Origin of the sequence: Rhizobium sp. SYY.PMSO (assembly GCF_046840415.1) — a bacterium.
In the GTDB taxonomy this organism is placed as follows: Bacteria; Pseudomonadota; Alphaproteobacteria; order Rhizobiales; family Rhizobiaceae; genus Rhizobium.
This window is the reverse complement of record NZ_CP177349.1, coordinates 2,691,062-2,706,301: the sequence shown is the minus strand read 5'-3', so window position 1 is coordinate 2,706,301 and position 15,240 is coordinate 2,691,062. Positions and strand designations below refer to the sequence as shown.

Below are 15,240 nucleotides of genomic sequence, written 5' to 3'. Positions count from 1 at the left end.
GTGCCTATGGACAGACAGGAACGCGATGGTTACTTGTTTGCGCGGAGAACGAAGCGGCCGAGGAAGGCCGCAACAGGCTGTCGGAGGATGTCGGTCATGCTGAAGGGAATTTCACCGCTGTTGAATGCGGACGTGCTCTATGCGCTGAAGTCGATGGGGCACGGGGATATGCTCGTCGTGGTCGACACCAATTTTCCGGCGGAGGCCATCGCGAGCCAGACGGTTCTCGGCGAGCTGCTGCGCATCGACAATGTCTCGGCCGCCGATGCGGTTGCGGCGATATTGTCGCTGATGCCTCTCGATACGTTCATCGACGATGCCGCAACGCGCATGGAGGTGGTTGGAGCGCCGGAGGAGGTGCCTGAGGTTCAGCGCGAGGTGCAGACGGAGATCGACAAGGCGGAAGGCAAGCACTGGCCGCTGTCGCCGGTCGAGCGTTTTGCTTTCTACGAGCGCGCCAAGGATGCCTACTGCGTGATTCAGACGGGCGAACGCCGCTTCTACGGTTGTTTCACCTTGACCAAGGGCGTCATCCCGCCGGAGACTGAGTGACCCGGCACGAATGGTCCAGGTGGCGGGCGGGAATGCTGCGCGGGACACTGTTTCGGTAAAGGAAGGCGATGGCGAGGAAGCTGGATTCCCAGGGGCGGCTTGACGATGCGGCACGGGCCGGATGGCTCTATTACGTCGCCGGCCGGACGCAGGACGAGATCGCCGCCGCGATGGGAATTTCCCGACAGTCGGCTCAGCGGCTGGTGTCGCTCGCCGTCGCCGAGCGCCTGATCAAGGTGCGGCTGGATCACCCGATAGCCGCCTGCCTGGAATATGCGGCAGCGCTGAAACAGAAATTCAATCTGCGTCATGTCGATGTCGTGCCGAGCGACCCGGACAGCACGTCGTCCACCATCGGCATTGCCGAAGCCGGTGCTGCGGAAATCGAACGCTGGCTGCGGCGCAGCGACCCCATCGTGCTGGCGATCGGTACGGGCCGCACGCTCAAGGCCGCGGTCGATCAGTTGCCGGCGATCGAATGTCTGCAGCATCGGGTGGTGTCGCTGACCGGCAATATCGGGCCGGACGGCTCGGCCGCCTACTACAACGTTATTTTCAGCATGGCCGACGTCATCAAGGCGCGGCACTTTCCGATGCCGCTGCCCGTGCTGGTGTCATCAGCCGAGGAGCGCGAGCTGCTGCACGCCCAGGCGCTGGTGCGCTCGACGCTCGATATCAGCGCGCAGGCCGACGTGACCTTTGTCGGCGTCGGCGAAATGGGGGTCGAGGCGCCACTCTGTCTCGACGGTTTCCTGGAAAGAGACGAGATGCTCGCGCTGATGGAGCGCGGCGCCGCGGGCGAGATCTGCGGCTGGGTTTTCGATGGCAATGGCAAGCTCATGCCGGACGATGTCAACGACCGCGTCGCGAGTGCGCCGCTGCCGTCGCGGGATACCTGCACCGTTATCGGAATCGCCAAGGGAAGACGCAAGTTCGAGGCGATCAAGGCCGCCGTGGTTGGCCATCAGATCAATGGTTTGATCACCGACGAGGCAGTTGCCGAATTTTTGCTCAAGGCCTGAGCAAAAAATTTAAATAATAAAAACAAATAGATATATTGTTTGCGCGGCAATGCAGCAACGATTCCGCATTGACATTTTGTCGCAAGGTGTGAGTAATTGCCCATGAGCAAAGCGAATGCTCATCTTTGGTCTTCTGGGAGGAAGATATGAAATTGAAAACTTTATTGCTGGGCGCCTGCTCAGCGCTGATGTTTGCCGGCTTGGCGTCCGCCGAAACCCTCACGATTGCAACCGTCAACAACGGCGACATGATCCGTATGCAGAAGCTTACGGACGATTTCAAAGCCAAGAATCCCGATATCGACCTGCAATGGGTCACGCTTGAAGAAAACGTATTGCGCCAGAAGGTTACGACCGACATCGCCACCAAGGCCGGCCAGTACGACGTGCTGACCATCGGCACCTACGAAGTGCCGATCTGGAGCAAGCTCGGCTGGCTTGCGCCGCTCGACAAGCTTTCCGCCGACAAGGACTACGATGTGGATGACCTGCTCCCGGCCATTCGCAGCGGTCTGACCACCAACGGCAAGCTCTATGCGGCACCGTTCTACGGCGAAAGCTCGATGGTCATGTACCGCAAGGACCTGTTCGAGAAGGCCGGCCTGAAGATGCCGGATGCCCCGACCTGGGACTTCATCGCCGATGCGGCCCGCAAGATCACCGACAAGGATCATGAAGTCTACGGCATCTGCCTTCGCGGCAAGGCGGGCTGGGGCGAGAACATGGCGTTCCTGACGGCGATGTCGAATTCGTTCGGCGCCCGCTGGTTCGATGAGAAGTGGAAGGCACAGTTCGACCAGCCGGAATGGAAGGACACGCTGAGCTTCTACGTCAAGCTGATGAAGGATGCCGGCCCTCCGGGCGCTTCCTCCAACGGCTTCAACGAAAACCTGGCCCTGTTCCAGTCCGGCAAGTGCGGGATGTGGATCGATGCCACGGTTGCCGCTTCCTTCGTCTCCGATCCGAAGGAATCGAAGGTCGCCGACAAGGTCGGCTTCGCCCTGGCGCCGGATAAGGGCCTCGGCAAGCGCGGCAACTGGCTCTGGGCATGGAACCTCGCCATCCCGGCTTCCTCGAAGAAGACCGAAGCCGCGGAGAAGTTCATCTCCTGGGCAACCAGCAAGGAATACACCAACCTCGTCGCACAGAAGGAAGGCTGGCTGAACGCACCTCCCGGCACCCGTACGTCGCTCTATGCGAATGCGGACTACCAGAAGGCAGCTCCCTTCGCAAAGATGACGCTCGACTCGATCAACTCGGCTGACCCGACGCATCCGACCGTCAAGCCGGTTCCCTATGTCGGCGTCCAGTTCGTCGCCATCCCCGAGTTCCAGGGTATCGGCACGGCCGTCGGCCAGCAGTTCTCCGCTGCTCTTGCCGGCCAGATCTCCGTGGACCAGGCCCTGAAGGCTGCCCAGCAGCTGACGGAACGCGAAATGAAGAAGGCCGGCTATCCGAAGTAAGGGCCTTCGAAGCAAAGGAAAGCAGCGCCTCCTCTCGAGCACTGCTTTCCACTAGGCCGCCGAGCGCCGAACTGCCCTTGGCGGCCCTTTTCGTTTCAGCCGATCCACGGCCACCTCTTCCTTATTCAAGATAGGTCGGTACTTGCCATGGCAACGTTGCACACCCGTTCGACCGCGCGCGTCATGATGGCGCCATCGGTTCTGCTTCTCTTTGCGTGGATGATCGTTCCCCTTGTGATGACGATCTACTTCTCGACGCTGAACTACAATCTGCTCTCGCCCGGTGCGCATGATTTCATCGGTTGGCTCAACTACGAATATTTCGTCACCGACCCGGCCTTCCTGAGTTCGCTGATCGTGACGCTGCTGCTTGTCGGCGGTGCATTGCTCATCACCGTCGTCGGCGGCATCGCGCTGGCGCTCCTTCTTGATCAGCCGATCTTCGGCCAGGGCATCGTGCGCATGCTGGTGCTTGCGCCGTTCTTCGTGATGCCGACGGTCGCCGCCCTCATCTGGAAGCACATGTTCATGAACCCGGTGAACGGGCTTCTGGCGCATCTGTTCAGATTGTTCGGGCTCGATCCGCTGACCTGGCTGGAGACGGTGCCGCTGCTGTCGATCATCATCATCGTCGCCTGGCAATGGCTGCCTTTCGCAACCCTCATCCTGCTGACGGCCCTGCAGTCGCTCGACGAGGAACAGAAGGAAGCCGCCGAGATGGATGGCGCCGGTCCGGTTTCGAAGTTCATCCACATCACCCTGCCTCATCTGGCGCGCGCCATTACGGTGGTGATCCTGATCGAGACGATCTTCCTGCTGTCCGCCTTCGCCGAGATCCTCGTCACCACCAACGGCGGTCCGGGCACGGCGACCACCAACCTGACCTACCTGGTCTATTCGCAGATCGTCCTGTCGCAGGATGTCGGCGGCGCATCGGCAGGCGGCATCATCGCCGTCATCCTCGCCAACATCGTCGCGATCTTCCTGATGCGCGCAGTCGGCAAGAATCTGGAGGCTTGAGATGGCACGCAAGGTCAGCACGCAACACAAGGTTTTCGTATCGGCCGTCGCCTGGGTCGTGGCGCTTCTCATCTTCTTCCCGATCCTGTGGACGATCCTGACGAGCTTCAAGACGGAGGGCGATGCCATCGCCTCGCCGCCGCAGTTCCTCTTCTTCCACTGGACGCTGGAGAATTATGTCGAGGTGCAGTCGCGCTCGAACTATTTCCTCCATTTCGCCAACTCCGTCATCATCGCCTTCGGTTCGACGATCCTCGGCCTGATCGTCGCCGTCCCAGCCGCCTGGGCCATGGCTTTCTCGCCTACCAAGCGGACCAAGGACGTGCTGATGTGGATGCTGTCCACGAAGATGATGCCGCCGGTCGGCGCCTTCATCCCGATCTACCTGCTGTTCCAGGGGTTCGGCCTGCTCAACAACCAGTTTGCCAGCCGGCTCGGCATGGTCGTCGTGCTGATGCTGATCAACCTGCCGATCATCGTCTGGATGCTCTACACCTACTTCAAGGAAATTCCCGGCGAGATCCTCGAAGCGGCCCGCATGGACGGCGCGACGCTCGCCAAGGAGATCATCTACGTGCTGACGCCGATGGCGATCCCCGGCCTTGCCTCGACAATGCTGCTCAACATCATCCTCGCCTGGAACGAGGCCTTCTGGACGCTCAACCTCTCGTCCGTCGACGCAGCGCCGCTGAGCACCTTCATCGCCTCCTATTCCAGTCCGGAGGGCCTGTTCTATGCCAAGCTTTCGGCGGCATCGACCATGGCGATCGCTCCGATCCTGATCCTCGGCTGGTTCAGCCAGAAGCAACTCGTTCGCGGCCTCACCTTCGGCGCGGTTAAGTAAGGAAGAGAAACATGGGTAGCATTGTTCTCAAACAAGTCTCCAAGGTCTTCGGCGAAGCCAAGGTCATCCCTTCCATCGACCTCGAGATCGACAACGGCGAGTTCGTGGTGTTCGTCGGCCCGTCCGGCTGTGGCAAGTCCACGCTGCTGCGCCTGATCGCCGGCCTTGAAGACGTCTCCGCCGGCCAGATCGTGATCGACGGCAAGGACGGCACCAACCTGAAGCCGTCCGAACGCGGACTGGCCATGGTGTTCCAGTCCTACGCGCTCTATCCGCATATGAGCGTGCGCAAGAACATCGCCTTTCCGCTGAAGATGGCGAACATGCCGCAGGCGGAAATCGACAAGAAGGTGGCGGACGCCGCGCGCGTCCTGAACCTGACGGACTATCTGGAGCGCAAGCCGCGCCAGCTCTCCGGCGGCCAGCGCCAGCGCGTCGCCATCGGCCGCGCCATCGTGCGCCAGCCGGCGGCCTTCCTGTTCGACGAGCCCCTGTCGAACCTGGATGCGGCGCTGCGCGTCAACATGCGCCTCGAAATCAGCGAACTGCACCAGCAGCTGAAGACGACGATGGTCTATGTGACGCACGATCAGGTCGAGGCCATGACCATGGCCGACAAGATCGTCGTGCTCAATCGCGGCAATATCGAGCAGGTGGGCTCGCCGCTGGAGCTCTACCGCAGCCCGCGCAACCTCTTCGTCGCCGGCTTCATCGGCTCGCCGAAAATGAACTTCGTCAAGGGCGCCTATGCTCAGACCCTCGGTGCCGATACGATCGGGGTCAGGCCGGAACATGTGCTGCTGTCGACCACGTCGGGCGACTGGCAAGGCAAGGTGACTGTTGCCGAACACCTCGGTTCCGACACCTTCCTCCATATCGATGTCGACGGCATCGGCACGGTGACGGCGCGCGGCTCCGGCGATTTCCCGGCCCGAGCCGGAGAGACCGTGTATCTGACGCCGGACAAGACGCATATTCACCGGTTCAACGCCGAGGGGCTGGCGATCTGAGCCGAAAGCCGAGGCCATGCGCGCCGAACGGGCATGGCCGACGCAGTTTTCCCGGCCCGCACCGAAAGATATCCGCGGGCCGGCAAGCATACCGACCGGCGCGGCCTTCCCAAGCCGACCGGAGCCAGAGACCTTTCAGAAGGACCAGAGACATGACGTGCAAATTATCGCTCGCAACTCTCCAGCAGGCGGCTGCAAAGGCGGCCGTTCCTGCTTACGATCGCAAGTCGCTTTCGGCGGGCATCGTGCATTTCGGTGTCGGTAATTTCCATCGCGCCCATCAGGCCGTTTATCTCGACGATCTTTTCAATGCCGGTGAGGCGCATGACTGGGCGATCATCGGCGCGGGCGTGCTGCCCTCCGATGCGGCCATGCGGGAAAAGCTCGCGGCGCAGGATTTTCTGACGACCGTCGTCGAACAGGACAACAACCGCACGGCTGCGCGCGTCACCGCGCCGATGGTCGACATCCTGCCGGTCGGCGATGCCGGGGCGATCATCGCCAAGCTCGCCGATCCCGCCATCCGCATCGTCTCGATGACGATCACCGAGGGCGGCTACTTCATCGATGCTTCGGGCAAGTTCAATCCCGCGCATCCGGCCATCGTCGCCGACGGGCAGAACCCGGAGGTGCCGAAGACGGTGTTCGGCCTGATCGTCGCGGGTCTCAAGGCACGCCGCGCTGCCGGGCTGCAGCCCTTCACCGTCATGTCCTGCGACAACATTCCCCACAATGGCGGTGTCACCAAGGCCGCCGTCGTCGGCACCGCCCGGCTGTCCGACCCGGCCTTCGCCGACTGGATCGCTGCGAACGTCGCCTTCCCGAACGGCATGGTCGACCGCATCACGCCGGCGACCGGCGCGCGCGAGATCGATCTTCTCAAGGAAGCCTTCGATATCGAGGACAACTGGCCGGTCTATTGCGAAGAGTTCAAGCAATGGGTGCTGGAGGATAATTTTCCGGCCGGCCGTCCGGCGCTGGAAAAGGTCGGCGTGACCTTCGTGCCCGACGTGACGCCTTACGAGCATATGAAGATCCGTATCCTCAACGGCGGTCATGCGGCGATTGCCTATCCCGCGGCGCTGATGGATATCCATTTCGTGCACGAGGCCATGGAAGAGCCGCTGATCCGCGCCTTCCTCGCCAAGCTTGAGAACGACGAGATCATCCCCGTCATCCCGCCGGTGCCGAATACCGTGCTTGCCGACTATTTCAAGCTGATCGAACATCGTTTCGCCAATCCCAAGATCGCCGACACCATCCCGCGTCTGGCGCAGGACGGTTCCAACCGCCAGCCGAAATTCATCCTGCCGTCGACGGCCGATCGACTCCGCCGCGGCGAGGATATTGTCGGCCTCGCACTCGTCTCGGCGCTGTGGTGCCGCTATTTCGCGGGCAAGAGCGACAGCGGCAAGGACATCGTCTTCAACGATGCCAGCGCCGATCGGCTGCATGAAGCCGCCCTCAAGGCGAAAGACGATCCGAATGCCTTCCTGGTGTTCGACGACATCTTCGGCGATGTCGCCAAGTCCGATCTCTTCCGCAAGCGCTTCGCGCATGCACTGAAAACGCTGTGGGAAAAAGGCACCCGCGCCACCCTGCAGCTATACTTGGACAACAAACTCGCGGAATAACCTTCTAGCGGCCGGAATTTTCCTGTTCCGGCCGTTTTCCATTGTCGCGCGGTATTTCGAGAGCGGGACAGCAACAGAATTCGGGTTGGATCTGTGATGACGGGTGAGGGAACAGGGCTCGTAATCTTCGATTGCGATGGTGTGCTCGTGGATAGCGAACCGCTGTCCGTCGGCGTGCTCATTCAGGCGATGCACGATGTCGGCGTGGATATGAGCGAAGAGGATGTCTACAGCCGCTTCCTCGGCAAAAGTCTGGCGACGCTGGTCGACACGATGCAGACGGAATTCGATGTCTTCATCGACCAGGCATTTCTCGACCGCATCCGCACCGATCTCTACGAGCGCTTCAAGCACGAGCTGAAGCCGATCGGCGGTATTGCCGCGACGCTGGACGCGCTTTCGCTTCCGCGCTGCGTCGCCTCGTCGAGCCAGCTGGAGCGCATCCGCCTCTCGCTCGGCGTCACCGGCCTTCTCGACAAGCTGGAGCCGAACATTTTCAGCGCCAGCATGGTCAAGCGCGGCAAGCCGGCGCCGGATCTCTTTCTTTACGCGGCGGAAAAGATGGGCGTGCCGCCGAAGGATTGCATCGTCGTGGAAGACAGCCCGGCCGGAATTACGGCGGCGCGGGCGGCCGGCATGACGGTCTTTGCCTTTACCGGCGGTTCGCACGCCCATTCGCCGAGTTACCGGGCGGAACTGGAGCAGCTTTCGCCGGAAGTCGTGTTTGACGCGATGCCGGAATTGATACAACTTGTCCGCAACAAGAGATAAGTGGTCGGGACTTCCTTTGCATGCGTGATCACGTAGTTGCGGTCGATATCGGCACAGGCAGCGCGCGCGCCGGTGTCTTCACGGCGAGCGGCTCACTGCTGGGAAAAAGCGAGCATCCGATCCTGATGAATCGCCCGCGTGAAAACCACGCCGAGCACGATTCCGAGAATATATGGGCCGCCGTCTGCGCCGCCGTTCGTGCGGCCGTGAAGTCTTCCGGCGTCGATGCATCCGTTATCGGTGCGATCGGCTTCGATGCAACCTGTTCGCTGGTCGTGCGCGATCGCGACGGCGGTCAGCTGACCGTTTCAACGGGTGGCGAAAGCCGCTTCGACACCATTGTCTGGCTCGATCATCGGGCTCTTGCCGAGGCGGATTACTGCACCGCGACGAAACACGCGGTTCTCGAATATTCCGGTGACTTCATGTCGCCGGAAATGGAAATGCCGAAGCTGATGTGGCTGAAGGAGAACCTGCCGCAAAGCTGGGCGCGGGCCGGCTATTTCTTCGATCTTGCGGATTTCATGACCTGGAAGGCGACGGGCTCTCTGGCCCGCTCGCGCTCGACGCTGGTGGCGAAATGGAACTATCTCGCCCACCGCGAGCCGGGCTGGCAAGCCGATTTCCTCAACGTGATCGGCCTTGGCGATCTGCGCGAGCGCGGCGGTTTGCCGGAGGAGAGCGTGGCCGTCGGCCAGAGCATCGGCACGCTGACGGCCGAGGCGGCGCAAGCGCTGGGCCTCGATCGCGCCTGCCATGTCGGCGCGGGCATGATCGATGCCTATGCCGGCGCGCTCGGTGCGCTTGCCGCCCATGCCGGCGATGCCGCTACGCTGGAGCATCAGCTGGCGCTGATAGCCGGCACGTCGAGCTGCGTCGTGTCCTTTGCGCGGGAGCGCAAGCGCAGCACCGGCATGTGGGGACCTTATTACGAGGCCGTCTTCCCGGGGATGTGGCTCGCCGAGGCCGGACAATCGGCGACGGGCGCGCTTCTCGACCATATCGTCAGCATGCATGCGGCCGGCGGGCCGCCGACGGCGGCGCTGCATGATCGAATCGTGCGGCGCATCGCCGAGCTGCGGCTTGCCGAGGGCGATTCCCTTGGCGGGCGTATCCATGTTCTGCCCGACTTTCACGGTAATCGCTCGCCGCTTGCCGATCCGCATGCGCTCGGCGTCATCAGCGGCATGACGCTGGACGCCTCGTTCGACGGTCTTTGCCGGCTCTACTGGCGCACCAGCGTCGGCATTGCGCTCGGCATCCGCCATATCCTGGAGCGGATGCGGGATTACGGTTATGTGCCCGACACGCTGCATGTTGCCGGCGGCCATGTGAAGAATTCGGTCCTCATGGAACTCTATTCCGACGTGACCGGCTGCAAGGTCGTCATCCCGAAGATGAACGAGACCGTGCTTCTCGGCACCGCAATTGCCGCTTCCGTCTCCTGCGGTCTTCACGAAAGTCTCGGGGCGGCAGGCGCTGCGATGTATCCCGGCAGCCACGAACGGCTGCCCGATGCCGAAAAGAAGGCGCTCTACGATCGCGACTACAGGCGTTTCCTCGCCATGTACCGACATCGTGCGGAACTGGACGCCATGGAATAGGCGGCTTACCGCAGCGGCGCGTGGACGAACATGCCCTGGAGCTCTTCTATGCGGCGAATCCTGATTTCCGCCGTTTCGCCTGCGGCGTGAATGACCGTCACCGCCAGATATTCCAGCAACGACATCATGGCTGCGAGGCTTTCGCGGCTGGTCGCTCGCTGCGGCGGCAGCGATAGCGTGATGTTTGCGAATTCATGCGCCCACTCGGTAAACTGGCCCGTCACCAGCAGCACCTTGCAGCCTGCCCGGCGGGCGGAGCGGGCAAGCAGACGCGACGAGACGAAGCTCGGGGAGTCGATGACGACAAGCACTCCGTCGTCGGACGGGCCGCCAAACAGCTCGATATAGCTGCCATTGGCTCCATCGAGAAACAGGACCTGATCGCGGGCGAAGGCCAGGCGATCGCTGAAATAACGCGCAATCCCCGCCAGGCCTGGATGGGAGGCGACGAAAACAGTCCCCGCAGACAGGATTGCCGCAACCGCCTCCTGCCATTGCGGCTGGCTGGCGAGGTTGTAGATATGCTGCAGCATCTCGACCTGCTCGGCGATCTGCGTCGCCAGCGGACGGCCCTCGCTGGCATCCTTCTGCAGCTGCTCGAGCACGCTCGGCAATTGCGATGTCAGCGCCGGAGTGTTTTCCTTGAGGTGGACCTTGATGCCATCCAGCCCGTGATAACCGAGGGAGCGCAGGAACCGCCCCACCGTCATCGGGCTCAGCTCCAGCCTGTCGGCAACCGAAGAAGCCGTCTCGAACGGCAGCTCGTTCAGGTGCTCGGAGAAATACTTAGCAATTCTTCGCTCGGCGGGAGTGCCGATCTTTATATATTGCTTAAGTTTCTGGCTGAGATCTTCCAAATTTTGTGCCTCGTCGATGGTCTTTCCGATGTTCGGTTGCGCCCGTTTCTGCGTCAATCGACCATGCAAAACTACTGGGGTTGCCGATCTTGTTTTGGTTGTTGTTCTTAATGTGGCGCACAGGATATATTAGTATAAAATGTATTACAATAATTCAAATTTTTAATTGAGCATATTCATATATTCGCGCGAGATATTGATATCGATGCAACCGCTTCCTAGGTGTCCGATTGCCACCGAAAGAGGTCGACCGGATGATTGTCATTGCAGCGCGCCTTTCCCTCGCCAACCTCTTTGCGCCCGAGACGCGCAGGGTTTTCTGGAAGGTTCTGGGCCTGACATTGCTTGCGCTTGCCGTGCTGTGGTTCGCCCTGCGCGGTGTGTTCAATTCCTTCGCGCTGCCCTGGCTGCAGGGCTTCATGCCGTCGAGCTCGGACTGGACGGGCTGGCTTACGCTCTTCCTTGCCGTTTTTGCCGGCATTGCCCTGGCGCTGGCGATGGCGCTGCTGATCTCGCCGGTGACGGCGCTGATCGCCGGCCTCTTTCTCGACGATGTCGCCGAGGTTGTGGAAAAACGCGATTATCCGGGCGATGCGCCCGGGACCGCCATGCCGATCGTGGCGGCGCTGAAAAGCTCGGTGCGCTTTCTCGGCGTAGTCGTCGCCGGCAATATCGTGGCGCTGTTGCTGCTGTTCATTCCCGGCGTCAATCTCGTCGCCTTCTTTCTGGTGAACGGCTATCTGCTCGGCCGGGAATTCTTCGAATTCGCCGCCATGCGCTTTCGCTCGCCCGACGATGCCCGGCAATTCCGCGTCAAACATGCCTTGACGGTCTTTCTGGCCGGCCTGGTGATCGCCGCCTTTCTGGCGATCCCGCTGCTCAACCTGCTGACCCCGCTCTTTGCAGCCGGCATGATGGTGCATCTGCACAAGCTGATCTCGCACAAGGAAGCGAGCCTGCGCCTTCGGCAGGCTTAGCCCGCCGCTTCCGCACCGATGACCTGCGCCGGCAGTTCGACCAGCGGGGCAGGAATGTCCCAGGTCTTCTCCGGCGAGCGACAGAGATCGGCTATGACGCAACGCTCGCATTCCGGCTTGCGTGCCTTGCAACAGTAGCGCCCATGCAGGATCAGCCAGTGATGCGCATGGTAGAGATATTGATCGGGAATGATCTTCATCAGCCGCTGTTCGACTTCGTCGGGCGTCTTGCCGGGTGCAAGCAGCAGCCGGTTGGCGATGCGGAAGATGTGGGTGTCGACGGCCATCGTCGCCTGACCGAACGCCATCGATAGCACGACGTTCGCGGTCTTGCGGCCGACGCCCGGCAGGGTCATCAGTTCCTCGCGCGTTCGCGGCACCTCGCCGCCGAAGTCCGTAATCAGCTTTTCCGACAGCGCGACGACATTTTTCGCCTTGTTGCGGTAAAGACCGATCGTCTTGATATATTCGCGGATGCGCTCTTCCCCGAGATCGAGCATCTTCCGGGGGGTGTCGGCTATGGCGAAGAGGGCGCGCGTCGCCTTGTTGACGCCGGCGTCGGTCGCCTGCGCGGACAGGGCCACCGCAACGACCAGCGTGAACGGATTGACATGCTCCAGCTCGCCCTTGGGTTCCGGGCGCTGGATGGAAAAGCGGCGGAAGATCTCCTCGATGTCCGCCCTGGAATAGAGGCTTTTCGAGGCCGGCTTGCGGCCTGCGGCCGCATTTGACTTTTTCGCGGTTCGGGCGCTGGATTTGATCTTGGGATTTGCCATGAACGACCTATACTCAAGTCCCATGACGGAACGCAACGCCGATACGGCAGGAGACGGCAACAGGCCGGTTTTTGCCGCCGAATTATTTCCCCATCGTTCGCTGGGACGAAAGGGGTTCAGGGTGATGCTGGCCCTGGCGGGCATCGTCTGCTTCTTCTACAGCATTCTCTTCATCACCCGTGGAGCATGGCCGGTCGGTTTTTTCTTCGGTGCCGATTTCTTCCTGCTCTATGGTGCCTTCTGGCTGAATTACCGGTCGGGACGCGTGCGCGAAGAGGTCACGGTATCGCGCACCAATGTTTCCATCCGCAAATTCTCTCCGGCCGGACGGATGGTGGAACATCATTTCAATCCGTTCTGGACGCGTTTCCTCGTTCGCCGTCATCGCGAGATCGGTGTCGTGTCGATGCATGTGCGCGACAGAAGCCACGATACCGATGTCGGCTCCTTCCTCAATCCGGAAGATCGAGAGAGTTTTGCCAAGGCCTTCAAGCGCGCATTGACGACCGTCACGCAGCGGATATGAGCAGGTTCGCCGCAATCCGGGATATCACATTTTCGCAGCCGTGCCGCTTGCGCAAGAAACGGGTGGTTTTCGTTTTCCCGTCGTGGTTTTCTCCTTTCCAAGGAGAAAGTTTATGAATGCGATTGCACAGCTGAAGAAAGACATCACCCCGGAAGGTCAGGACTACGACACCGTGCGGGATGTCATCGAGCTCATCACCGAGGAATACCGTGAGCAGCCGTCGCTGGAGATGCTTGCCGACAGGCTCGGCCAGTCGCCGACCCAATTGCAGAAGACCTTCACGCGCTGGGCCGGATTGTCGCCCAAGGCGTTCCTTCAGGCTGTCACGCTGGATCATGCCAAGCGGCTCCTGCGCAAGGAGGATCTGCCGCTGCTGGAAACGTCCTTCGAAGTCGGACTTTCCGGGCCGAGCCGGCTGCACGATCTTTTCGTCACGCACGAGGCGATGTCGCCGGGCGAATGGAAGGCCAGGGGCAGCGGTCTGGTGATGCGCTATGCGTTCCACATCTCTCCCTTCGGCCTTGCCTTGATCATGGTCACGGATCGAGGTCTCGCCGGCCTTGCCTTCAGCGATACCGGCAATGAAAAAGCCTGCCTGGCCGATATGAGCTGCCGCTGGCCGAATGCGCAGTTCATCGAGGACCCGCAGGCGACGGCGCCTTACGCGGCGCGCATCTTCGAACGGTCGAACTGGACGAGCGACCAGCCGCTGCGGGTCGTGCTGATCGGCTCGGATTTCCAGCTTCGCGTCTGGGAAAGCCTTTTGAAGATTCCGATGGGCCGTGCCGTGACCTATTCGGATATCGCCAGGGATATCGGCCAGCCGACGGCGATGCGCGCCGTGGGCGCAGCCGTCGGCCGCAACCCGATCTCCTTCGTCGTGCCGTGCCACCGCGCGCTCGGCAAGAATGGCCAGCTCACCGGATATCACTGGGGGCTGACGCGCAAGCGGGCGATGCTGGGCTGGGAAGCGGGGGATGCCTGAGGGGGCGCAGGTTCGGAGTTTGCCGTGCCCGGGGTATACTTTCCCAAAATTCGGAGCCGATAACGGATCAGCCCTCAAGCTGCCTTTGCCAACGCCATCTGCAGCAGAGCCTTGGCGGCGCTTTCGTCCGTAATCAGCGTGTTGCAGCCGATGCGCTTGATGGTGGCGCTGATCGCCTGGGCGCGGTGGGCGCCGCCGGAGGAAATGACGATGTGCTTCGCCTTCTTCAGCGTATCGAGATCGACGGACATGACGCGCTTGTTGATGGGATGATCGACGGAGTTGCCCTCGGCGTCGAGGAAGTTGAACATGGTATCGCAGACGCAGCCGGCCTCGATCAATTCCTCCAGCTCGCGCTTCGAGATGAAGCCTTCCGACAGGGATGTCGATTGCGGGCCGATATCGCCGCAGCTGACGATGGCGAGGTCGAGGTTTTCCGCCAGCCGGTAGATGGCTTCGAGACCGCATTTTTCGATGAGGTTGCGCTTGGTCTCGACGGAGTCGACCAGCAGCGGCGCCAGGAACATGTAGCACTCCGCGCCGAGTTGGCTTGCCAGGCGCCATGTATAGTCGATCGGGTTGGTCTGGTGGACGGCGACGATGCCGCCGAGCAGGGAGACCACCTTGCAATTGTCGCGGCGGGGAGGGCGGAAGCTGGCGAGCGAGGCTGTCATCGTCCGGCCCCAGCCGACGCCGATCGTATAATTGTCGGGGATGGCTTCCGTCAGGAACTGGCCGAGCGCCAGGCCGACGCTTTTTGCCTGCGCATTGACGTCGCCGTTCGCCGGCTCGGGAACGACGATCGCTTCATCGAGCCCATAGGTGCGTTCGAGCTTGATCGCCAGTTCGACGCAATCGTCGATACCTTCGGTGATCCAGATCTGGACCTCGGCGCGGCGCATGGCCTCGTCCAGAAGCCGGATGACGGTGGTGCGGCTGATGCCGAGCTGTTCGGCAACGTCCTTCTGCGTCAGGCCCTGATTGTAATAGAGCCATGCGGCGCGAAGCCTCAGCGAGGAGGTCTCCGAATAAGCGGTATGGGTTCCGCGTCTCAGTTTGGCCACAGGTCCTCCGGCAAGATTGTCGCACGCGCTATTAAACGTCACGATCCGCCGGGGATGCGAAAATCTGGTTGTGGCGGACGACAGGAGCAGGCGAGATAGGCTCTTCTGCTGCCGATATTCGGTTGACATGAAACT

General features: G+C 61.4%; 15 protein-coding genes. 12 read left to right on the top strand and 3 right to left on the bottom strand.

Annotation, left to right across the window (positions count from 1 at the left end):
- Positions 1–96: 96 nt before the first annotated feature.
- The 9 genes from ACJJVH_RS13195 to ACJJVH_RS13155 all read left to right on the top strand — a co-directional run bounded on the left by ACJJVH_RS13195 (position 97) and on the right by ACJJVH_RS13155 (position 9,920).
- Positions 97–552 (top strand): RbsD/FucU family protein, encoded by a 456-nt coding sequence (locus tag ACJJVH_RS13195; RefSeq protein ID WP_113383789.1) that lies wholly within the window; start codon positions 97–99, stop codon positions 550–552.
- A gap of 68 nt (positions 553–620) precedes the next feature.
- Positions 621–1,574: a sugar-binding transcriptional regulator gene (locus tag ACJJVH_RS13190; RefSeq protein WP_113356191.1), complete on the top strand. Its 954-nt coding sequence runs from the start codon at positions 621–623 to the stop codon at positions 1,572–1,574.
- A gap of 146 nt (positions 1,575–1,720) precedes the next feature.
- A complete protein-coding gene (locus ACJJVH_RS13185) occupies positions 1,721–3,037 on the top strand; it encodes an ABC transporter substrate-binding protein (RefSeq protein WP_112800835.1) in 1,317 nt (438 codons plus the stop codon).
- Between the two features lie 147 nt (positions 3,038–3,184).
- Entirely contained in the window at positions 3,185–4,057 is an 873-nt protein-coding gene (locus ACJJVH_RS13180) for a carbohydrate ABC transporter permease (protein ID WP_112800459.1), read from the top strand.
- Position 4,058: 1 nt separating this feature from the next.
- Positions 4,059–4,901 (top strand): carbohydrate ABC transporter permease, encoded by an 843-nt coding sequence (locus ACJJVH_RS13175; protein WP_112800461.1) that lies wholly within the window; start codon positions 4,059–4,061, stop codon positions 4,899–4,901.
- Positions 4,902–4,912: 11 nt separating this feature from the next.
- Entirely contained in the window at positions 4,913–5,911 is a 999-nt protein-coding gene (locus ACJJVH_RS13170) for an ABC transporter ATP-binding protein (protein WP_112800463.1), read from the top strand.
- 152 nt (positions 5,912–6,063) lie between these two features.
- A complete protein-coding gene (locus tag ACJJVH_RS13165) occupies positions 6,064–7,545 on the top strand; it encodes a mannitol dehydrogenase family protein (RefSeq protein WP_412064116.1) in 1,482 nt (493 codons plus the stop codon).
- 96 nt (positions 7,546–7,641) lie between these two features.
- Positions 7,642–8,316 (top strand): HAD family hydrolase, encoded by a 675-nt coding sequence (locus tag ACJJVH_RS13160; RefSeq protein WP_112800466.1) that lies wholly within the window; start codon positions 7,642–7,644, stop codon positions 8,314–8,316.
- A 20-nt stretch (positions 8,317–8,336) separates the two neighbouring features.
- Positions 8,337–9,920: an FGGY-family carbohydrate kinase gene (locus tag ACJJVH_RS13155; RefSeq protein ID WP_112800468.1), complete on the top strand. Its 1,584-nt coding sequence runs from the start codon at positions 8,337–8,339 to the stop codon at positions 9,918–9,920.
- 5 nt (positions 9,921–9,925) lie between these two features.
- Here the strand turns inward: ACJJVH_RS13155 and ACJJVH_RS13150 are convergent, their stop codons facing one another.
- The gene (locus ACJJVH_RS13150) at positions 9,926–10,777 is read right to left on the bottom strand and encodes a MurR/RpiR family transcriptional regulator (protein WP_112800838.1); all 852 of its coding nucleotides are present in this window, start codon (positions 10,775–10,777) and stop codon (positions 9,926–9,928) included.
- Positions 10,778–11,031: 254 nt separating this feature from the next.
- Between ACJJVH_RS13150 and ACJJVH_RS13145 the strand changes: the two genes are divergently transcribed.
- The gene (locus ACJJVH_RS13145) at positions 11,032–11,754 is read left to right on the top strand and encodes a sulfate transporter family protein (RefSeq protein ID WP_412064115.1); all 723 of its coding nucleotides are present in this window, start codon (positions 11,032–11,034) and stop codon (positions 11,752–11,754) included.
- Here the strand turns inward: ACJJVH_RS13145 and nth are convergent.
- Entirely contained in the window at positions 11,751–12,530 is a 780-nt protein-coding gene (nth, locus tag ACJJVH_RS13140; protein ID WP_412064114.1) for an endonuclease III, read from the bottom strand. The genes ACJJVH_RS13145 and nth overlap by 4 nt on opposite strands.
- A gap of 22 nt (positions 12,531–12,552) precedes the next feature.
- Here nth and ACJJVH_RS13135 point away from each other — a divergent pair, with 22 nt between their 5' ends.
- Positions 12,553–13,056, top strand: coding sequence for a DUF2244 domain-containing protein (locus ACJJVH_RS13135; protein WP_412065168.1), 504 nt, complete (start codon positions 12,553–12,555; stop codon positions 13,054–13,056).
- Between the two features lie 112 nt (positions 13,057–13,168).
- Positions 13,169–14,041 carry a bifunctional helix-turn-helix domain-containing protein/methylated-DNA--[protein]-cysteine S-methyltransferase gene (locus ACJJVH_RS13130; protein ID WP_112800474.1) on the top strand — a complete coding sequence of 291 codons (873 nt, stop codon included), beginning with the start codon at positions 13,169–13,171 and terminating at the stop codon, positions 14,039–14,041.
- Positions 14,042–14,115: 74 nt separating this feature from the next.
- On the opposite strand, the gene ACJJVH_RS13125 is transcribed toward ACJJVH_RS13130, so the two are convergent.
- Positions 14,116–15,105, bottom strand: a complete 990-nt coding sequence (locus tag ACJJVH_RS13125; protein WP_112800842.1) for a sugar-binding transcriptional regulator — start codon at positions 15,103–15,105, stop codon at positions 14,116–14,118.
- Positions 15,106–15,240: the final 135 nt, after the last annotated feature.